At 47.3% G+C, this 21257-nt stretch carries 13 protein-coding genes and 1 pseudogene; 1 reads left to right on the top strand and 13 read right to left on the bottom strand.

The window, feature by feature from the left end; all coding sequences use genetic code 11:
* Positions 1–157: 157 nt before the first annotated feature.
* From Q1V85_RS22860 to Q1V85_RS22800, 13 genes are all read right to left on the bottom strand, one after another.
* Positions 158–1552 (bottom strand): DUF1735 domain-containing protein, encoded by a 1395-nt coding sequence (locus tag Q1V85_RS22860; protein WP_300603749.1) that lies wholly within the window; start codon positions 1550–1552, stop codon positions 158–160.
* A gap of 124 nt (positions 1553–1676) precedes the next feature.
* Entirely contained in the window at positions 1677–3179 is a 1503-nt protein-coding gene (locus Q1V85_RS22855) for a DUF1735 domain-containing protein (RefSeq protein ID WP_300603746.1), read from the bottom strand.
* 21 nt (positions 3180–3200) lie between these two features.
* Complete coding sequence (locus Q1V85_RS22850) at positions 3201–4385, bottom strand: DUF1735 and LamG domain-containing protein (RefSeq protein WP_300603743.1); 1185 nt, start codon at positions 4383–4385, stop codon at positions 3201–3203.
* A gap of 39 nt (positions 4386–4424) precedes the next feature.
* Entirely contained in the window at positions 4425–5447 is a 1023-nt protein-coding gene (locus tag Q1V85_RS22845) for a glycoside hydrolase family 18 (protein WP_300603740.1), read from the bottom strand.
* A gap of 35 nt (positions 5448–5482) precedes the next feature.
* Positions 5483–7111, bottom strand: a complete 1629-nt coding sequence (locus Q1V85_RS22840) for a SusD/RagB family nutrient-binding outer membrane lipoprotein (protein ID WP_300603737.1) — start codon at positions 7109–7111, stop codon at positions 5483–5485.
* Between the two features lie 30 nt (positions 7112–7141).
* Positions 7142–10486 carry a SusC/RagA family TonB-linked outer membrane protein gene (locus Q1V85_RS22835; protein WP_300603734.1) on the bottom strand — a complete coding sequence of 1115 codons (3345 nt, stop codon included), beginning with the start codon at positions 10484–10486 and terminating at the stop codon, positions 7142–7144.
* Positions 10487–10790: 304 nt separating this feature from the next.
* Entirely contained in the window at positions 10791–11939 is a 1149-nt protein-coding gene (locus Q1V85_RS22830; RefSeq protein WP_300603731.1) for a FecR domain-containing protein, read from the bottom strand.
* A gap of 217 nt (positions 11940–12156) precedes the next feature.
* Positions 12157–12729: an RNA polymerase sigma factor gene (locus Q1V85_RS22825; RefSeq protein ID WP_300603729.1), complete on the bottom strand. Its 573-nt coding sequence runs from the start codon at positions 12727–12729 to the stop codon at positions 12157–12159.
* Positions 12730–13368: 639 nt separating this feature from the next.
* Positions 13369–14394: a hypothetical protein gene (locus Q1V85_RS22820; protein WP_300603726.1), complete on the bottom strand. Its 1026-nt coding sequence runs from the start codon at positions 14392–14394 to the stop codon at positions 13369–13371.
* Between the two features lie 39 nt (positions 14395–14433).
* Positions 14434–17169: an SdrD B-like domain-containing protein gene (locus tag Q1V85_RS22815; RefSeq protein ID WP_300603724.1), complete on the bottom strand. Its 2736-nt coding sequence runs from the start codon at positions 17167–17169 to the stop codon at positions 14434–14436.
* A gap of 268 nt (positions 17170–17437) precedes the next feature.
* Positions 17438–18298, bottom strand: a complete 861-nt coding sequence (locus tag Q1V85_RS22810) for a BspA family leucine-rich repeat surface protein (RefSeq protein WP_300603721.1) — start codon at positions 18296–18298, stop codon at positions 17438–17440.
* 49 nt (positions 18299–18347) lie between these two features.
* Positions 18348–18800 carry an AraC family transcriptional regulator gene (locus tag Q1V85_RS22805; RefSeq protein ID WP_300603719.1) on the bottom strand — a complete coding sequence of 151 codons (453 nt, stop codon included), beginning with the start codon at positions 18798–18800 and terminating at the stop codon, positions 18348–18350.
* 88 nt (positions 18801–18888) lie between these two features.
* The gene (locus Q1V85_RS22800) at positions 18889–19638 is read right to left on the bottom strand and encodes a DNA-binding response regulator (protein ID WP_300603717.1); all 750 of its coding nucleotides are present in this window, start codon (positions 19636–19638) and stop codon (positions 18889–18891) included.
* A gap of 629 nt (positions 19639–20267) precedes the next feature.
* Here Q1V85_RS22800 and Q1V85_RS22795 point away from each other — a divergent pair.
* Positions 20268–21192: pseudogene (locus tag Q1V85_RS22795) on the top strand (NADP-dependent oxidoreductase).
* Positions 21193–21257: the final 65 nt, after the last annotated feature.

Here is a 21257-nt window from a genome sequence, read left to right as displayed (position 1 = left end):
TCACGCTTTGTATTGGGATATTGTTTATGAATGCCATAGAACCCTATATCAGAATAACTCACCTGCTGCGTACCGGCTACTCAGCGAAATGCCAATGATCATTTTGAACGCGGTTCATTATAAATCGTTATTGCCCGCCGGCATGACCGCAGATCTGCTATTCTACCCCGTTCAACTCGCCCATGCCCGCATATCTGCCATCCGTTGTTTTAGTGATATTGAATTTAAAGTAACGGGCAGTTACGGGCGTTATAAACCGCACCACCTTAATATCCGGATTGGTAGCAGAAGAACTGCTGCCGGTAACTGTTCCAACATATTTACCCTCCAGTTTCCATATGGCGCCATCATTGCCTGAGTACACTTCCATATTGATGAAGTTATCCCCGGTATATTCATAACTTGGTACGATCCGGAACCCTTTTACGGTTTGTGATGTACCCATATTCAGCTGTATCCATGCCGGTAATTTTCCGTCAGAATCCCAGGCGGTACTGTTGTTTCCGTCCAGGATCCTGCTGATCCCATTCCCCGAAAAGCTGCCACTTGCCGTTACGCTCCATCCACTCCGGTTCATTACTGTGCCTGAGGGGTCGCTGTTGGAGGCATCCACATTGTTTTCGAATATACTGATATGTATGTATGCTATTTTCCGGCTAACGTCTATGGGGAGCGATGCAGCATTGTTATCATTCACAATTTCCAATGGCAGCAAATATTCTTTATCCTTCTGAAAGACGGATAAATTCGTAAGCTTAACGGCAATACTATCCTTTGATGTTGTTTTTCCGGCCGGCACCGTTACACTATTTTTCACCAACTGGTAAGCGCCTTCCGGAAATGCCTCATAAGCCGTACCATTCTTTTTGTTGAAATCGTTAATATATGCCGCATTGTCCATCACTTTTATCGATACATCTTCAGGCGCAGAACGGTTCAACACTCCTTTCAGATATACCATATCCGCTCCCTTAAACACATTACCGGCTTTTTCAATAATATTGTCCGTTACAGCCGCATTGTTCAGACCGGCAATGCCAGCGGCTGTTGCGCTTACCTGTATTTTTGTATACATCACCTGCCGGGTGGCACTCACAGGAATATTTTTATCAGTGGTTTGCAATACAACCGGAACAATATACGTATTCGTTCCTCCCAGCACTTTTGAAAAGTCGCCCTGTTTTAAATAAAACGAGTCGGCTGATACCGTTTCGCCCGCTTTTATAGTGACCATACCCGCATTCAACTTAAACAGGGCATAGGGTAAAGAGGGCGATGGTGTTGCCGGTTGGAAGATACTATCATACACTTTTACCAGGCCAGTATCAATGCTGGCCGTTACCTGTACGTCCTTGTCCACCGGGCGTGTAAGCGCAGCAGGAAACGCAACACTGGTTTCCGACAGCACGGTATTACGGAATACGGACATACTTGCTCCGTTCAGCACGTTATATCCCTGGTTACCCGATGCGGCATACACCAGCGCATCCCCGGTTATGTATACGTCTGTTCCTTTGTATTTATCACAGGAAAACAAAAATATTCCTGTCAAAAGCAATAATAAATTGCGTATTGTATTGCTAAAAGTCCTGCGAATCGATATCATGGTTTACATTCATTTGTTTATAAGTAGTAGTTTCTCCAAGCCGGGATGGATAGCCGGCGGTATTGCACTTTTATTGCAGGGCTGTTAGATCGGCTATGCCTACCGCATTCTGTAAATAATTTTCATTCCCTGTTCCACCACCATCATATGTACTATAATTCCTGGAAATATTAAATCTGAAATAACGTGCAGTAACCGGAACATAGAATTTTACCTGCTGCGGTTCTTTTGCGCTTAAAGAGGCCGCTGACGCAATGCCCCTGAAGGTGCCCTGCTCTGTCCAGCTGACGCCGTCATTGCTGGACTGCACCGTCATCAACGCAATGTTATACCGGAGTCCAAAAAATGTTTGGGGAACCATTTTGAATCCTTTCACCGTTGTTGTGCTGCCCATATCCAGCATACACCAGGAGCTGCCGGAAGTAGGGGCACTTAACCACCCCGAAGCTTCATTGCCCACCCCTTTACCGATCGCAGACCTGATCGTAAACGTCTGAAAACCGGCATCATGAAACGAACTGGCTGTAATGGACCAGGATGCACGGTCTATTACAGTACCGGTTAACCCGGTATTATCCACATCGATATTATTTACTTCCCTGGCTATAACCAGGTAGATGATATTGCCTGGTGTATTGATAAAAGCGGATGGCTGTTCTTCTAACCGCAGCGGGAGCACATACTTGTCTGCCCCAGCCAGTAACGGCATGGCCGATTCTTTTACGATAACCGATACCGGAAAGGTGGTAACCCCCGGCGGTATTTTTAATGCATTTCCATTATTTAAGGTAACCTGGTTTTCAGGAAAAGCCGGTAAAGACGTACCGTTATTGCTGTTGTAGGTTGCTACAAGGCTGTTATCCTGTTTGATGGAAATAGCCCGTTCTACCGGAACCGCATAGTTTAACAGGGTATTGAACGTGATGGGGCGCCCTATATGCCTTGCCTGGTCTGCCGGCGACTGTATATAAGTGATATTGGTTTGGCCGGCAGCGGCAATGCTTGCCGTTAATTTACCCGCAACGCGAAACAGGACATACGCTTTATCAGATGTAGATACGTTGACCGATTGGGGCGATTCGATCTTTTTTACCCTGTAAGGGGCAACAACACCACTGGCACCGGATTTGGTTAATATATCCAGGTCTTTAATATAGATCGGTGCGGGTTCCGACTCGGTTTGTCCCGCCCTGATGGTGAGCCTTAGATCAGTGGCGCTCATCTGATCGGGGGGGGCCGCGGTGTAATTGGTCTTTGAAGTGCTGTTGTATTGACTTACCAGTGTGGTATCCAGCACCACATGAACCACAATGTCCGAATCGGACGGGCTGGAAGCGATCATACGCAATCGCTTCAGGGTATCCTGGATATAACCGTCCGGCGCGTTCAGCACATTAGAGCTGCCTGTATTGGTTCCGTCTATCGTACTGCTGAAGGCAACATATAATGCTTTCGGGTTCAATGCTGAAGAATCCAACACTTTGGGTGCATCCTTTTTACAGGAAACATAAAACAAGCTCATGAGCAGCAGCAGCACCCAATGATGTTGATAACTAATCCTATTATTTTTCATTCGTATAATTTTTTGTTTACACTAATCGCCGCATTTTACGCCCGCTACCCATTTATAACTTCCGTAAATACGGGCCGTATGCCCATGGCCGGTTGCATCATGGCAAATCTCCCCCTCTCCTTCATTCAAACGCCAGTAGGCTTCCAGTCCGGGTGTGGCCGGATCCACCACACAGGCAGTAGTTGCAATTTCCGATTGCGTACGTGCTGTTGACCATATCCGCACCTCGCTGAACTGGGCCAGGATTGGCCGGTCTCCGCTGGCATCATAGGCACCTATATGAAATCCTTTCCAGTTGTCCCTTGAAATATTAACGGTTGCGTTCGGGCCAACATCGCTAACGGCCTGTAGTTTTCCATTTACATACAGTCTTAAACTTCCTGCCTTTGCATCAAAAACAGCAGCTACATGGTACCATACATTTGTGGAAGCTGAAAACTTTGTAAGTGTAGGCGTTTTAGCGGGCGATCCCGCAACTGTAAACGGGTAATCATCCCTGTTAAGGCTTTCGATTCTTATTATATAAGCCTCTTCTGCGCCAAAAATAGTCGGCAAAAACCCGCTCATGTCAAATATTTTAACCCGGCCCTCAAGGGTTACCTGGCTTAAGTTCTCCAGCTTTGGATTAATAGCCTTCAACGGTTGAAGCGGAGAGATATGTGCGCCCAGCCCCGTAAGCTCTACCACCGACCCTTCTGTTGCCTTAGCGATGCCGATATAAAGCGTTTTGGACCCCTCCAATACAGGGTATCCACCAGATCCTTTTTTTTGTACGGTAACCGGCAGCATATACACCGGACCTTTTTCAGTAACCTCAGGATCGGTAATGGTCAGCGCTATATTTTCTGAGCGTAGTTCGCCCTTTTTGATGGTACCCGTGGTTTTCGAAAGCGTATACTTACCTTCGGGCAGGGCCACATAGCTGGCCCTGTAGAGATTATTGTATTCCGCCACAAGCTCCGGGCGGGGTATAAACTCCACCTCTTCATCCTGCCCTGCCAGGTTGGTTGCTGAGGCCGAGAAGGCAAAACGATTTGCCGCGCGTGAAGCATAAAAAACAGTCAGGCTGCCTACATCAGCACCGGTCATGTAGATGGCATCGCCTTTGCCGGCGCCGCCGCCTTTTTTACATTGTAAGCCAGTTCCTAAAAAAAGGAACAGGAACAGGTACAACGAAGTATTTATTTTATTCAATTTTATTCGCATATCTTTTGTTTTGTATAATCAAATGGAACCCGGCATGCTTTATTTTATGGCAGCGGGATTCATAATCTGGATCGCCCTGCGGATGGTATTATATTGCGAGGTGGCATTATAATCGATCTCGCCATGATAAGCGCCGCAGCCACCTTTTCTGCCCTGTGCAGGTTGCCACCAGGCCATCCCCAGCAGGCTGGGGATAGGGCCGGCGGCGGTATTGGGTGTATTATCGTCGTACAGCCCGGTATAAAATTTCTGATATTCTTCGGTAACGATAAATTTTTCAGGAGGGATCACCTTGCTCACTGCATCATACCGGCCTTGAAGCGATCCAGGTCCTGTAGTAAAATAAGCCTGTGCTACCAGGTAATCAAAATACGGGCCCAGTTCCGGCGGCACTTTATCAATCTCACCATCAAGGATCAGCAGTTTTCCCGTTCCGGATTTTGGCCCCAAAAACCGCGAAAGCTCTTTAATAAAAATGGAAAGATTTTCAGGTGTACCAATATATTTTTGCGCCAGGGCGTCGGGTGCAAGGTTGGGTTCATAATCGATATCATACCCGTCCAGGCCATATTTGTATACATGGTTTACCATGCGCTTAACGGCAATCGCAATCGCTTCTTTTACCGGCGTATCTTCAGGAATACCATCGAATTGCGCGCCAATAATACTTACTGCTACAAACCGCGTTCCCTTTAGCTTCCGGGTACTGTCTATTGCACGAAGATTATCCGCGTCATCCAACCCGCCATCGCCCCACATACTTACGATATCGATGCTGTCCGGCAATCCCCAGGGATGGTTCCCCCAGGACGGCCCATGCGAGTCCAGTGCAATCCATGAAAAGAGCACCTGGTGGTCCGATTTTTTGTAGGTTCGTAAATTGGTATAATACGCTTCAGAATAGGTATAGGCTTTTTGTATATCTGTAATATAAATCGGCTCCTGGATGGTTTGTTTTTTACAGGCAGCAAGGCCAATACAAAGAAATACACCAAAGCATATCAACATTGTAATCCTGTACAAATGGCGGAACGGAAGATTTTTTTTTGTACGATACTTCATTTATAACTGATTTTAATATTTTTTAAAATAGCCTTTTATTTATTTTTCTTATCCCACCAAAGCTGGGTACTGCCCAAATCACCGCCGCCGCCCAACAGCGCCACCCCTGTGGCCACACCTTTGGGATTGTTCTTGTACTCTGTATTGGGAAAGGGAATTCTCCTTACCTGGCGTGTAGTGCTCACGGTGCTGCTAAAATTGTACACCACCGGGAAGATCCTGGGGTATCCTGTTCTTCTGAACTCTGTCCATGCTTCCTGCCCGTTCGGGTACAGCGCAATCCATTTCTGGGTAATGATCTTCTCCAGGTTTAATTCAAAATCATCGCCGTTATTCCAGGCAACGGTAACCGGTTTTTTTAAATAAGCGCTGTTAGAAACCGTATTGGCATCGTCTAATGGATCGCTGTACTGGGCAGGAATACTTTTATCATCAGCAATATAATCACCAACACCCCCTGCCTGGTTTTGCTGGAAAGATGCTTTTATACCTGCTTCATACAGTTCTTTTGCAGTGCCATTCATATTCCATCCACGTAAAGCACCTTCTGCTCTTAAAAAATACGCTTCTGCCACCGGCATCCACAGCATGGGTGTACGGGAGGTAACCCTTAGCCTGGAAAAACTCTTGTATTTATTGGCATCATCAATCAGCAACCCGTTGCGGATGCCGTAATAACCTGCTTCAGCATCCGTTGGCCGTGCTTTGGATTGTATGAACCAGGCGGCCATACGCGGATCTTTATAGCCTTGTAAAACGGCTTCCATGAAGGCCCCCATACGAATATCGTTATACGTATTGCAAATAATATCCAGGGGGTTTGCAATATCCACGCTGCTAATGCTTTTCAGCAATGCATCGTCCTCTACGGGTGTTGTTAACACACCATAAGGATTTGCGACGGCGGCTTCCGCATATTTTTTGGCTTTGGCAGGATCGGCATACACGATACGCATGGCTAAGCGCAGCTTGAGGGTATTGGCAAATTTTATCCATTTTAAATAATTGCCGCCGTAAACCAGGTCGTATGCCAGCATGGGTGTCGACGACGAATCCTGTAACCGGTATGCTGTAAGCGCCGCAATAGAAGAGTCCAGGTCATTAAAAAAGGATTGGTAGATGCGTTCCTGGGCATCGTATGCATTGGCGGTAATGGTATTGCTTCCAAAAGAAAGATAAGGAAGTGGCCCGTAAATGTCTGTGGTCCGGTGCAAACAGGCCACTTTTATGATATTTGCCAGCGCCAGCCCGTCGGATGTTGTTTTTCCTGACTTTTTTATCAGGTTCCATGCAGGCAACACTTTTAAAAAGGCATCATTAAAGGGCTCTACGATCCAGTCTTGTTTAAAAACATAAGTGGTCGTGTTGCGGGAGGCATCCCAGTCTTTCGTAACGCCCATATAACCGGCATATACATCACCGATCAAATTTTGCCCGCGCTGGTAGGAATAATCGGAAACCGGGATGACTGATTTTTGCATGCTTAATAAAAGAGAGCCGGTCAGCAGGTTATCCTTTGCAACGTCTTCATCTGTGGCCAAAAGCGGGTTGCGGTTGTATTTTTCGTAGTTTTTTGTACAAGCGGCAAAGCACCACATAAGCATAGCGGCGTATGCGTATATATAAATGAATCGGGAACGTTTATTATAATTATAATATTGCATAACTATATCAAATTTTTATTTCAGGAAGCATTAAAAATTAAACCGTACGCTAAACCCTATATTCCGTAAGCTGGGTTGCATAAAATAATCGATGCCCTGGTAATAAGTGCCGGTAGAAGCGGTGAGCTCGGGATCAAAGGGAGTCCTGCTGTAAAACATGATTAAATTACGGCCGGTAACCGCAACGGAAATACTCCTGATCCTGTTTTTAAACAATCCCTTATCAAAGGTATAGCTCAATGCCGCTTCTCTTAACCGCGCGTTGGTAAGACTATAGGTGTATAATGCGCCGATGCCCGATGTGCCGCCTACAATACGGTAATAGCTGGCGGCTTCCAGGGCTGCCGGCGGCCTGTATATACTTAACCCCAGGCCACCACCCCGGGCAATATCCCTGCGCGTACCTGTATTGGCCGATACACCAAATGCATCCAAAACGGCCTGTGTAGAAGATACCCCTACCCCGCCAATACGGGCATCTACCATAAAGTTCAGCTCAAAGTTCTTATACTGGATGCTGTTGCGTAAGCTGGTATAAAATTTCGGAAATGAGTTACCTGCATAAATAAAGCGGTTATCGTCTCTGATCACCGGGTTATTGCCTGCCGGAACCGCCAGGTAACCATGCTCATCCTGCACCAGCGTGTTTACATAAATATCGCTCATCGTACCACCTTTTTTTACTACGGTGTAATAGCTTAATGTTCCACCCATATTGATGCTATCTGAGTTATAATACTGGTTTGTTTCGGCGTCATAGTAGTTCTCCAGCATTTTTTTCACTTTGTTCCGGTTAACAGTAAAAATAGCGGTGGAGGTCAACCGCAGGTCTTTTGCCAGTTTTCCTGTATAGCTAAGGGTTGCTTCGATGCCTTTATTATCGACCCTGCCGGCATTTACCCAAAAACCGGTGTAGCCGGAACTTGGCGGAAGTTCTGCCATAAACAACTGGTTATAGGTTTGTGAATGGTATAGTGTAAGATCCAGCCCGATCTTATTCCTGAAAAATTTGGCATTCATTCCAACCTCAATCGCTTTGGTACGCTCCGGTTGTATATTGGGTGAAGGGCGGGTGAGAATGGTGCCAATGACACCTGAAGTTACCGGGTAACCGTTGGTCGTAATATACCGGGGCGGTGAGTTGCCTACCTCGCTATAGGAGCCGCGGAGTTTAAGAAAAGAGATCACCCGGGGCAGGGTTACCATATCGCTCAGGATACCCGATAATCCCGCAGAATAATAGAGAAAGGAAGATCGGGCAGCGCCCGCTAATTGAGAGGGCCAGTCGTTTCGGGCAGTCAGCTCAACGAACATTTTATTGTCATACCCTACGGTGGATGTTCCGAAAACGGATTGTGTCTGGTCGTGATAAAAACCATTCTGAACTGGTCCGGCTTGTGTTGAGTTTGTTGTAATATTAGCAAAGATGAATTTATCGGGTACCGACTGCAGCCTGCCGCCAAAACCATTTACATCGTGCTGCTCATCCTGGATACTGGCGCCGAGATTCGCAGAAACGTCAATCATCCCGAATTGGTATTTGGCCTTCCCGATCAGATCGCCATACATAAATTTTGTGCGTTCCTCCGTTCTCATATAATAGCCGGGCGCCGATGCAAATAAGAGCGAAGTAGATGCACCATATTTTTCTTCCGTCAGTTTGCGTGTATGATCATAACTTACCCGCCCTACAATATTGATTTCCTTATTGACATTATAGGTAAGCGCCGTATTCATCTGGTAGCGTTCCAGGTTATTATAGTAATTATTTTCGTTGATGATCCAATAGGGATTCTGAATCTGATAGTTCAAATCGCCATAAGGCCAGAACTGGGTTTTAAAGCCTCTTGTAAGATCATACCGCTTATATACCTTATATTTTTCAATATCATCCCCGGGTGGAAAAAGATACACCGGTATCAGGGGATTGAGCGTTAGCCCCTGTGCCAGCATGTTCCGGTCCTTTTGGTTCACATACATCACACCCGCATCCAGCGTTAGCTTATCCGGCACCAAAGTGGCCGTTTGCCGCAGACCAAAATTGTATCGCTGCAAGGTATTATTGGGAATGATCCCCCGCCCGTTTAGAAAGGCGCCCGAAAAATAAGTACGGCTTTTTTCTGTACCGGTGCTAACGCTGAGCGCCGTACTGGTCGTGTACCCGGTTTGAAAAAAATCTTTTGGCCTGTAAGTAGAAGGTACTTTCAACTTTTCGCCCCAACTGTAATAACTAAAGGGATCTGTTTGTCCGTACGTATGCTGAAACTGCGGCATTACAAAAGGTGAATAGAAACCGGTACTATTGGAAAGCGATACATTCAGCTTCCCCACATCTCCCTTTTTCAGACTGATCAGTACGACACCATTGGCGGCAGCACTGCCATACAAAGCAGATGCCGAAGCACCGGTCATTACCGTAAGGTTTTCAATATCATCCGGGTTGATATTGGAAATACCATCACCTGAGGCATTATTTCCACCATACATACTATTGGGTTGATTTCCAAACAGGTTGGGCAGCGGTACACCATCTATCACATACAGTGCATTATTGTTCTGACTGATGGATTTCACACCCCGCAGCACCACCCGTACAGCGCCTCCGATACCCGCAGCGCTTGCATTGATGGTAGCGCCGGCTACCCGGCCTGCAAGACTGTTTACAAAATTGGCATCCTTTACCAGGTTTATATCTTTGTTGGTAATGGATTGTACATTATAGGTAAGTTCCCGCTGGGTCCTTTTGATACCCAAAGAAGTTACAACCACATCTGTAAGCACCGCACCACCGCTGGTGAGCCGGATCAGCAGGTTATCCATATTACTGCCGGTAACCACAACGGTTGCCTTTTCGTAGCCGACCATCGTAATTTCCAGCACATCCCCCACAACAGCTGCGATCGAAAATTTTCCGGTTTCATCGGTGATCGTTCCCCGCGTTTTGCCTTTTATCTGCACCGAAGCTCTTGCAACAGGATTGCCCGCCGTATCGGTAACTGTTCCGCGAACAGTGGCAAGTGCCGCTATTTTTAGCGGCTCCGCCAGCAGGTCTTTTGGCTTTTGGGAAGACCGGAGTGCATCGGGCCGTTTACTGATCACAATGTTCTGCTCCATGATCCGGTACGTTACCGGCTGGTCTTTCATGATCTGTTCCAGTGCCGTTTGCAGGGTTGCCTGCTGTATGTTTACAGATACCGGCTTTGCCTCTTTATCCGCATTATTTACATAAATAATCCCATATCCCGTTTGCTGTTTTACAGCGGCCATTACTTTACCCAGCGGAGCCTTATCAACCGTAAGCGATACGGTTTGGGCATTACCCCTGGCACTTACCTGTGAAACCGAAACAAAAAACAGGAAAACATAAAGTTTCATAACCAATTCGATTTTCTTCCAACACCTGCCGGCGACCTTTTCAGCAATACATTTGTGCTGCCGTATGTTGGGATCATAAAAAATACCCGCACAAACTGTGCGAACACATTTTGTTTCTTTTTGCATACCTTGCAATTGATTTTTAGTTGTTCTACAATAATTCCGTTGTGTGCAACATGATATCCGGCGGAAGTGGGCTCAATCACTTCCGCTTTTTATATACCGGTTAAACCCGGCCTTCAGCCGATCCCGGCCTTGTTGGTTTTATCTTCATATACCGGCATCGTTATAAATATTCCTGCTGTTATTTTTTGGATACAATCAGTTTTTTGTCGGCCAACAGGCTGCAATGCAAACCTGAATATTCCAATATTTTTATCAACCCCTGTATACTGGTAGCGCGATTCATCGCTCCGGAAAGCCGGACATCTGCTACCTCAGCACTGTTATAAACAATAGCTACATCGTACCACCGCTCCAGCTGCCGCATCAGTTCGGGGAAGCTGTACGCATCAAACTGGAAAAAATCGCTCCGCCAGGCCAGCACCTTATCCAGATCGGCCTTCACTACCTCAAAACCTCCGGGCACGGACCGGGCTTCCTGCCCGGGTACCAGCTTTACCATACGGGCTCCATTTGTAACCTGCACCGATCCTTCCAGCAATGCGGTTTTAATACTGGCTTCGTTATCATATGCGCTCACATTGAACTTAGTGCCCAGCACTTTCACCATATGACTTCCTTTTTTTACATAAAACGGACGGGACGCATCGTGAAACACTTCCAGGTAGGCTTCTCCGTTGATATCGATGCGCCGCTCCGGCCCGGCAAATGCCACCGGGTAGGTGACGGAGGACCCGGCGTTTAACCAGATCCTGGTGCCATCGGAAAGTACCAGGCTGGACACCCGGCTTCCTTTGGGGTTATACAGCGTATTATACTGCAACGCTCCGGCCTGTGACGCCTTCCCGGTGCTTTTATATACTATGGATCCGTCTTTGCCTTTTATGAGCCGCACACCGCCGGATAATAACAGGGTATCGGTCTGCAGTGCTGCCGTTCGGATCGTTTCTCCACCGGCAAGCGTTACTACCGGTTGGGTAAAAGCAGGTGCGGGGATATCCTTATTCTTCGTTAAAGCCGGATGCTGCGGCGCTTTTATACTGCTGTAATATAAGGCGAACAAACCGGCCACCAGTACCAGGCAGGCAGCCACCGCCCAATACCGGTATATAACCCTCCTGCCGGTAGCAGCGGGCAGCAGCGGAACACCGGCCGCTCTTATTTTCTGCGCTATTTTTAAACCGGAACTATACGTGGTTTGCACCAGGCGATCCAACTGCACGGGGTCTGTTAACTCCTCATACAACAGGCGGTTATGGAAATCGGCTCCAACCCACTGTTGCAGCAGTTTTTTTTCATCCGGATCTATCTCATTCCGGATTTCTTTCACGATCAGGCTTGCTATGTATTCAGATGGCTCCAATGAAATGCAATCTTATTATTGAACTTGTTTGATTTTTTATTTGTTCCTTATACCGTCTTCATGCCTTGCAGCATGACTGCATTGATCTATGTGGCGTTGTTGCATTGGAAGACGCAAGCAACGTTCTTATATAATACGCACCAGCATCATTTTTGTACCCGTCCAACAAAAAAAAAAAATAAACCTATTTCCACATTGCGAGTGATATCAGCATTAGAAAGGGGTTTACCGGCAAGGCATGTTTAAGTTGTTGCAGCGCTTTTGTTTTATAATTGCGTACGGATTGATTGCGGATCCCCATGAGGAGGGCAATTTCTTCATTGCTCTTTTCTTCAAAATAGGCCAGCGTAAATACCCGCTTCATCTTTTGTGGCAGCTTATCGATCTCCTGCTGGATCAGGCGCACCACTTCTGCCCTTACCATACTATGAGCATCCTCATGAAAATCGGGCTGCACAAACAGGAACTGCTGAAGACCTGCCTCTTCCCGCTTTACCCGGCGAAGCCAGTCGATACTGGCGTTGCGGGCGGTTATATATAAAAACGAGGCAATACTTTTTTCGCTGGCAAAACGCCCCCGGCTATTCCAAAGTTTTATAAAAGCTTCGGCGGTAATGTCTTCGGCAGCTGCAGTATCGGGGATAAACTTTTGCGTAAAGAAATAGATCCGAGGCTGAAACTTCCGGTACAGAGATGTAAATACGCTGGCATTACCTTCGTTAAACTGTGTGATTCGTTCCGCTTCCGTTAGTGGCATAACCCTGCAATATTATTGAACAGATCATCAGAAGGGGTTATTAATTTGTCTCTTTTTCTTGTGCATTTGTCTCTTTTTTTTAGTGATCAGCAATTAGCTTTCGGCTATCAGTTATCAGTTTTCAGTTTTCAGTTTTCAGCTATCAGTTATCAGCTTTTAGCAGATTACGTATGAGATCGATGATCTGACTTCATATGCGGAAAGAACAGGGAATTGAACGTTGTTCATCAGCTTAAACATGAAACGGTTTTCAGTTATCAGCCATCAGCTTTCAGCAGATTACGTATGAGATCGATGATCTGACTTCATATGCGGAAAGAACAGAGAATTGAACGTTGTTCATCAGCTTAAACATGAAACGGTTTTCAGTTATCAGCCATCAGCTTTCAGCAGATTACGTATAGGATTGATGATCTGACATCTTTTGCGGAATTAAACCCTGAACTTTAAACCTGCAATCATTTCATGGTCCCTCCATGTCTAAATGTCCCCCAAAAACCAATAGTCAATGGGCAATAGATCATCAAGTGTAAGACGAAACCAACCCGCCACAACGAGCACACCTGGAGCTTTAACATTGAACTTAAAAAAAAGCAGCCACCGGTGATAGCTGCTTCTCAAAAAACATTTTCAAAGAAACTATTCGATCTCCACTTTTACCACTTTGCTATAGTTTACAACGCCATTAAGGTCTACCTGGCCTATCCTTACAAACTTTATCACATTTGCTGCGGGAGTGGTATCAACAGCATGGTCCGATTTTTTGCAAGAGGCCGCTGCAAGGCCTAGCCCAAGCGCCAACATAAAAAATTGCCCGGCCCCTTTCCTGCTTTTCCGCCCTCCCAGGCCGATGCTCAGCACCACCAGGATTGCTGCTAAACCTGCGATGGAACCAGGTACTCCCATTGAGGCGATGGCCCCGGCCAGGACTGTTTCATAATGATAATCTGTTTGAGTATTCGTATTGCCTGCCGTTGCCTTCGTTTTTACAGAATCGATCACCACAAAATGCTCCCCATCCTTCGAAACTTCGATCCGGAACCGGTCGTTATTCGTTTCATCAAGCGTGCTCCAGCTTACAGATAGTTTGCCGGCAGCCAATGCCGCATTCAGCGTGCCAAAGGATACAGGCAATGCAGTGGAGGTATATCCATAAGAAGACACATTATTACTGCCCTCCGATACATCCACATCCGTGCCGGGAGTGGGTACGATGTTTACGTTAAAGCCATCGCCATTGTTATTATTGGCATCAGTGGGCGTTGATGCGGCCGTAACCGTGGCCCTGATTGTAACCGGGCCTCCGATCGTAGTGAACGGATCCGGCATACCGGGAATATTTTTATTCTGGGTACCAAAAATGGTTGCCGTGGCCGGGTCGTAGGTCCAGTCGAAATACGCTGCCCCGGCGCCGGTGATATCCAGTTTGCCGTTAAATAAAGGATTTACCTTATTTAAACTAACCGTGATGCGGGTGGGCTCTGTGGGATCCTTTGCCAGTGGCGTGGTATTGGCATTTTGAAAGGTAAACTGCAGGGTAACGACGCCCCCTACCGTAGACGGGGAAGGACTTACACTGGGACTTGATACCTGCGGATCCGACTGGCCGAATAGCTGGCTGCATGTAGCCACGAGGCCGAATAAGAAAGCAATACTTTTTTTCATGTTTTTATTTTTTAGTTTAATGGTATGGATGTGTACCGGTTAAAACCCGTATTTGATCACATCATTATCTTTATTGTTTTTAAAATTGATTTCGCCGCCGGATCCGTCAAATACCGACACCACCACGGCATCCTTGCCACCGGTTTTATTAGGATCAAAAACCACCGTAAAGCCAAATGCGGATGTGCCTGCGGCATCAATGATCTTTTTACCGGTGGTACCTCCCAGTTGAAATACATAGTTGCTGCCTTGTACGCCCATATAGGACCAGTCTTTATTCTGCACCGGCAAGCCGGCAATGGAAGTCAGGGCCGGGTCAAAAGCTCCAATGGTATAATGCGTAGCCGTTGGAATGTATACATAGATGGCCTTGCCTGCCAGTGTGGCCGCATTCAATACTTCCCGTACAACCACCCGCACGCTCAGGTTTTTTACACCGGTAACCTGGGTGGGCACTGCCATAATGCTGGGGCTGAGGTCAGGAACGGCCAGGTAAGTAATGGTGATCGTTGATGAATTGGATACCAGACCACTGTTATCCTTAACCGTATAAGAAACCGGCGTGGGGTTGCCCGTAAAGCCTGTTTGCGGTGTAAAGGTTACGGTACCTTTATTATCTTCCGTCCAGGTGCCCTGGTTGGGTACCACTACCTTATCGATATCGCCGTCGCCGTCCGTATCCGTTCCCGTGGCGCCTGCCGGTGGCACAAGATTTACGGAACCATTATTGATATTATTATTCGGATCCGTATCATTCGTGAGCACGGTTATTGTAGCCGGAGTACCCGGAACAAGACCGCTTTTCGTGTCATTTACTGTTACCGGCGGCTGACCCAATCCAAAGTTCTGACCAGTTATATTGGCATTGGTTACCGTTACGGGAATGACGCCATCCGCCTGGCTGGGGTTTTCACTGGTAGATACATTCTGGTAGCCCGTGCCGGGCACCACCACTACCGTATAAGTTCCCGGGATAACCGTGTTAAAGATATAAGCCCCGCTGCCATCAGTGGTGGCCGTACCGGCTACTGCGCCGGTACTATTTTTCAGCTGTACCGTTACACTGTTCATTGCGGTGCCATCGGCGCCGTTCGTAGCACCATTTACATCATTGAATACCTTACCGGCAATCGAATAACCCGACAGGTAGCTCACCGTAATTGTAGAAGTGTTGGATACCAGGCCGCTGTTATCTTTAACCGTATAAGAGAGCGGTGTGGGACTGCCCGTGAAGCCCGTTTGCGGCGTAAAGGTTACCACACCATTGTTATCTACCGTCCAGGTGCCCTGGTTGGGTACCACTACCTTATCGATGTCTCCGTCGCCATCCGTATCTGTACCAGTAGCGCCTGCCGGCGGCACAAGATTTACGGAGCCATTATTGATATTATTATTGGGATCCGTATCATTGGTGAGCACCGCAATTGTGGCAGGTGTGCCGGGTATAACACCGGTCTTGCTGTCATTTACCGTTACCGGCGGCTGACCCAATCCAAAGTTCTGACCGGTTACATTGGCATTGGTTACCGTTACGGGAATGATGCCATCCGCCTGGCTGGGATTTTCACTGGTGGATACATTCCGGTAGCCTGTGCCGGGCACCACCACTACCGTATAATTTCCCGGAAAAACGGTGGCAAAATTATAACTGCCGGTACCAGTTGTAACCGCTGTTTCCACTACAGCACCGGCGCTGTTTTTCAGCTGTACCGTTATATTGCCCAGCGGAGTGCCATCGGCACCGTTCGTTGCGCCGTTAATATCATTAAATACGCTACCGGATACATTATAGCCCACCGGCTTCAGCGCTATGTTCATGGTGTAGTTGTCATCCCGGTTACTACCGTCCGGTTCCTGGGTGTTAATCAACGTAATGGTATTGCTCCGTACCTCGTTCCCAACCAGCCGTACGCCATTATTATCGTTTACTACATTGTCATCCGGGTTCGTGCCGGTGGGCACCGAAGTGGTGTAGTTATTAGGAACCACCACTCCTACCATATAAGGCGTACCCGGGGTGAGGCCGGGAAACCTGTAGTTCCCCGATCCATCGGTAACCACTGTTTGCACCAGCGTACCGTCACTTTTATATAAATGCACGGTGGCTCCGGAAACACCCGGTTCATTGGCGTCCATCGTTCCGTTCCCATTCAAATCGCTCCACACCTTATTACCCAGGCTGGCATACCGGTATATACCGGCATCAAAGGTTCTTGTTTGCGTTCCCAGGAGCAGGAATGTGGAGTAGCTATTTGAATTGCCCCCCCCATTCACGCTGGAATATCCGGCTGTCGGGTCTGCGCCGCCCGTGCCGGTCTGCTGAGGGCTGAAACTGGCAAACCCCGCCGGCAGGTTGTAATGCACATAATACGTACCTTCTACCAGCGACCTGGACCAGAACCCGGGTTTGCTGCTATTTTCATTCGTTGTAAAAGCAGGGCTGCTATTTGTTAATCCAAGCGTACCAATATTCCAGATTCCACCGATAAGGTTTGTGCCCCCGGTAAGCTGCCCTACACCGCTGGTCACCCCGGGTTCACCCGGCTCTTTGATACCGTTGGCATTGAGATCGTGCCATAAGGTACCCTGTGCATTGAACCAAAAAAAATAGGCCGGTTTTTTGGGTTCAGCGTTACTACCGGAACGTGCCATTGCCGGCACCATTCCACCCATAAAAACAAGTGCCAGGAGCATTCTGCCCAGGGTACGGGCCCGGCTTTTACGGTCGCTGTAATTACTGCATCCGGGTTTTGATTTCCTTTCAATTTTCAACATGCGGTTATCCATATAAATCATAATTGTCCTGTTTAGGATTTACTTTTTTACTAATTAAATATGTTGGTTTGAAGGGCTGTTTTGATTTCAGCTATGTACGACACTATTTGCAGTATACCTGCAACGATGCCATACAGACGGTGTTTAGCTGGTTGTTATAAGATCCTGCTCATCCGTTAATTCTTCTAATGCGAGCACAGCTGCGCTTTTTTGCCGGCTGCAAAACTCTGTAATCTCCGGGCGCCGGCATGGTGAAAATGTCGGTTTTTTACCGACCGGATCCATCGTACCCTAAGGCCTCATACCGTATTCTATTTACATCAACATGCCCGGCGGGCACATATATATCTCCGTTGATCAACCATCCTTTACGGGTGAGCAGGTTACGGCCGAAGGCATCCGCATATTTCAGATTCAACGCGCCTAATACCATATCATCCGGTGTGCCTGCATTCACCGCCCATGCGGCCAGTGTGGCTTCATAATGCCGGCGGCTCAGTCCTGTGTTATGCAGCATATACTGCAGCCCGCCTGTTTTTGATGGCTGAACGCTGCGCAGGTTCCATCGTCCAAGCGGCTGATCGAAGGAGCTGGCTTCAAAAAACATAAAGCTCAGGTCGCACACACGACTCATGTCCCAATGTTGAAAAGAGCTATTACCCAAAAGACTGCTGCAATCAAAAAACATATTTCTTGCACTGGTCAGTGCCGAAAAATCTGGAAGATCCGCTGCCGTTATATCCAGGTTTATACAACCGGAAAAATTCAGTACCCGCCACCGGTTGATGCCCCATTGCTCCACACCGGTCAGTTTCTGCTGGTCGCCCGCCTTCAGCAGCGGATAATTAAAGTCAAAGCCAAAGTATGCGGTCGAACGCTGTGCCTTCATTCGCAGCCGGTATATTCCCGGCAGGGGAAAAGTGATCACCATATTACCACGGGCGGTAAGCATCCCTCCGGAACAGGGATCAGTTAAACAATCCCATTGTACCGTATAAGACCCGGTACCCGGAACAGCAATTTGGTTGGAAGCTGTAGACCCGGGGTTGTCCGTTTTCCAGATCGTAATAAACGCAGCCGCATCACCGGCCGTACCAGCGCGCGCTATCTTCTTAACGGTCCCCTGCATATACGTTCTTCATTCATGTTATACATTACAAAAACAGTGAGTGATCATCTTAAAGCCCCGTTACCGGAGGCAACCCTATAGTACTGTTACACGCTTGTTTTGGCAGCCCCGGGTTGCTGCCGGAGCTTTGATGGGTTACCATGTTAAGGATGGCGTTCCTTGTATACCGCTGGTATGCTCCCGGCGTAATGCCAGCAACCTTTTTAAATACTTTTGTAAAATTCGACGGATCAAAAGTTAACTGGTACGCCACCTCCGCGATCGGTCCCTGGCTCCGGTCAATCAATTTCTTTGCTTTCTCAATGATTTTTAAATTGTAAAAATGAGAGGGCGCATGACCCGTTTCTTTACGTATCGTATCGGACAAATGCCGCGATGAAATAAAAAGCAGGGATGCAATTTCAGACAGAGGCAGCATTTCCGCCGTGGTTCCATCGGCAACCGCTTCAATATGCCGGTCTAAAAATTGTAAATACTGTTTGGTAATTTCTTTACTACGCATGTCTTTGATGAATCAATCTGGAATGGTATTTTAAACGGTGGGGATGGGCATATGCCGGCTTCAGCAATACCCGTTTGTGCCGCATGTTTTATGCATAAGAGGAAGGCGCAATCCCAAACTGCTTTTTAAAGTTCTTGCTAAACTGCGCCGGTGAATTAAATCCAACGGCAGCAGATATATCGCTTAGCTTGTGTTTTCCCTCTGTAATAAGGCTGGCGGCTTTTTTTAACCGGGCCTCGTCGATCATTTTATACGGCGTTTGGGCACACAGTATTTTTGCTTTCCGGTAAAACAGGGGGCGGCTCATATGCATTTTCTCTGCTAAAAACTTCACACTCAGGGAAGGGTCTGATATATGATATTCGATCAATTCCTCCAGCCGTTCCAGGAATCCCTTCCGCACGGGCCGCGGTTCTTCCGGCCTGCTTTTTTGAAACCGCTGCTGTTCAAAATATTTTTTAAGCCTTGCACGATTGGCAAGCAGGCTCGTTACCTGGGCATCGAGGCAGAGCATGGAAACGGGTTTTTCCATATACACATCGGCTCCGTATTCCAACGCCATTACTTTATCCTGTAATTGCCTGGGGCTGCCAAGCAGTATAAAAGGAATGCAGGCATGATCCGGATCTGATTTTAAAATTTTACAAAAAGCATGTCCGTCCATTTCCCGTAAATTCCCATCGCTGATGATGAGGGAAATATCCATCCCCTGCAGTAGCTGCAGTGCCGCAGCACCGCCGGACGTTGCAAGCACCGTGTATTTCGGTTCAAAATAAGCAGACAGATAGGTTAACACACTTTCTTTACCACTTACCATTAAAATGCACTCTTTTCGCATAATTTCCGATTAAAATTTTATGTTCCGATGTCCTGACTTCTATTCCTGTAACCTGTTTTACCAATCCCCGTAACGGCAGCTGCCCGTTACGGCAACAAGGAGCCTTCAGACCATTGATACCAGCTGTACCCATGGTGCAGTAACCGTTATTTTTTGATGATTCCCAAAGATCCCTGCACCTGTACGGGGTGCGTATCTCCAGGTTTTCCGGTGGTAGCAATTACCGGGTTAAACTTCTCAATGCTTCATTTAAAAACAATAACATACACAATACGCCCGGGCCACTAAAAAGTACTATCGTAAAAAAAAAAATCCCGGAGCTTAAAGAGCAGATGCAGCACATCCTTTATATGGTCATCACCGGTCTGCCCCTCCCATATTAATACGCAGGGTTGAAAGAAAAGTACTACCGCCCTTTGGCCTTTTTTTGCAAGAAAATAGAAAAGACAGGAAATGAAGCGCTTATAAGTGATTGTTAAGTGCCGTTGATGACACAGACAGAATAGAAAGCCCTACAGATGCACGCAGATCTTTAACGCAGACAACCATCCGTAAAAACCGTGATCCGGCATCCTCCGCTTTAAATGGTCACACGCCCCGGACCGCAAACGAATAAGTAACTTTACAGTATGAAAGCATACTTGTTATATGAAGCCGGCGGGCCCGACAAACTGGTTCCGGGAGAAGCGCCGAAACCCACTTTAAAAAAGCAGGAAGTCTTAATTAAGGTAAAAGCCATCGGCATCAATCCTGCCGACACCATCTACCGTCAATCGCCGGCATTTATTACCGCCGCTTTTGGCGAAAAACGGCCCGTTATCCTTGGCTGGGATATTTCAGGCGAGATCGTAGAAAAAGCTGAAGACACCGATGGATTTGAAATAGGTGATGCGGTTTTTGCACTTTCACCAAATGCCGGTGGCTATGCTGAATTTGTAGCAGTGCATACCGCATTGTTAGCCCCTAAGCCGGCAGCTGTCCGTTTTGAAGAAGCGGCAGCTACACCGATGGCCGGTTTAACCGCCTGGCAACCGCTGGTTCACGGCATGAAGATAAAAAAGGGAGATAAAATTATTATTCACGCGGCATCCGGTGGCGTGGGGCATTTTGCCGTGCAAATAGCCCGGTATTTCGGGGCAACCGTCATTGCCACCTCTTCCGCTAAAAACCGCGCCTTTGTAATGTCGCTGGGCGCCGATCAACATATTGATTACCAAACCGAAAATTTCTGGGAGGTCGTTGGGGATGTCGATTTTGTCTTTGATACCGTAGGCGGGGAAACGCAGGAACATTCGATGGATGTGGTAAAGCCGGGCGGTACCATTCTTTCAATTCGGGCGCTTACAAACGAACAGCTTAAGGCTAAGCGAAAGAGAAAACAGCAGTTGTCTTTATGGAGCATGTGGGGGCGATTTAAGCGCCATTGCCGGTCTCCTGTTGAAGGGTATCATCAAACCATATATTGCAAAAACCGGTCCTTTCAGCGCTATGGCCGAAGTCCATATACAGGTAGAAACCGGCCGCACCTCAGGGAAAATTGTCGTTACCGTTTAGGGGATGCCCTGTTTGAACCGGCACTGGAAACGGCTTCTTTTTGAAGGCTGATAATAAACCGGTAT

The organism is Niabella sp. (genome assembly GCF_030150205.1).
In the GTDB taxonomy this organism is placed as follows: Bacteria; Bacteroidota; Bacteroidia; order Chitinophagales; family Chitinophagaceae; genus Niabella.
This window is presented reverse-complemented; position numbering and strand designations above follow the sequence as displayed.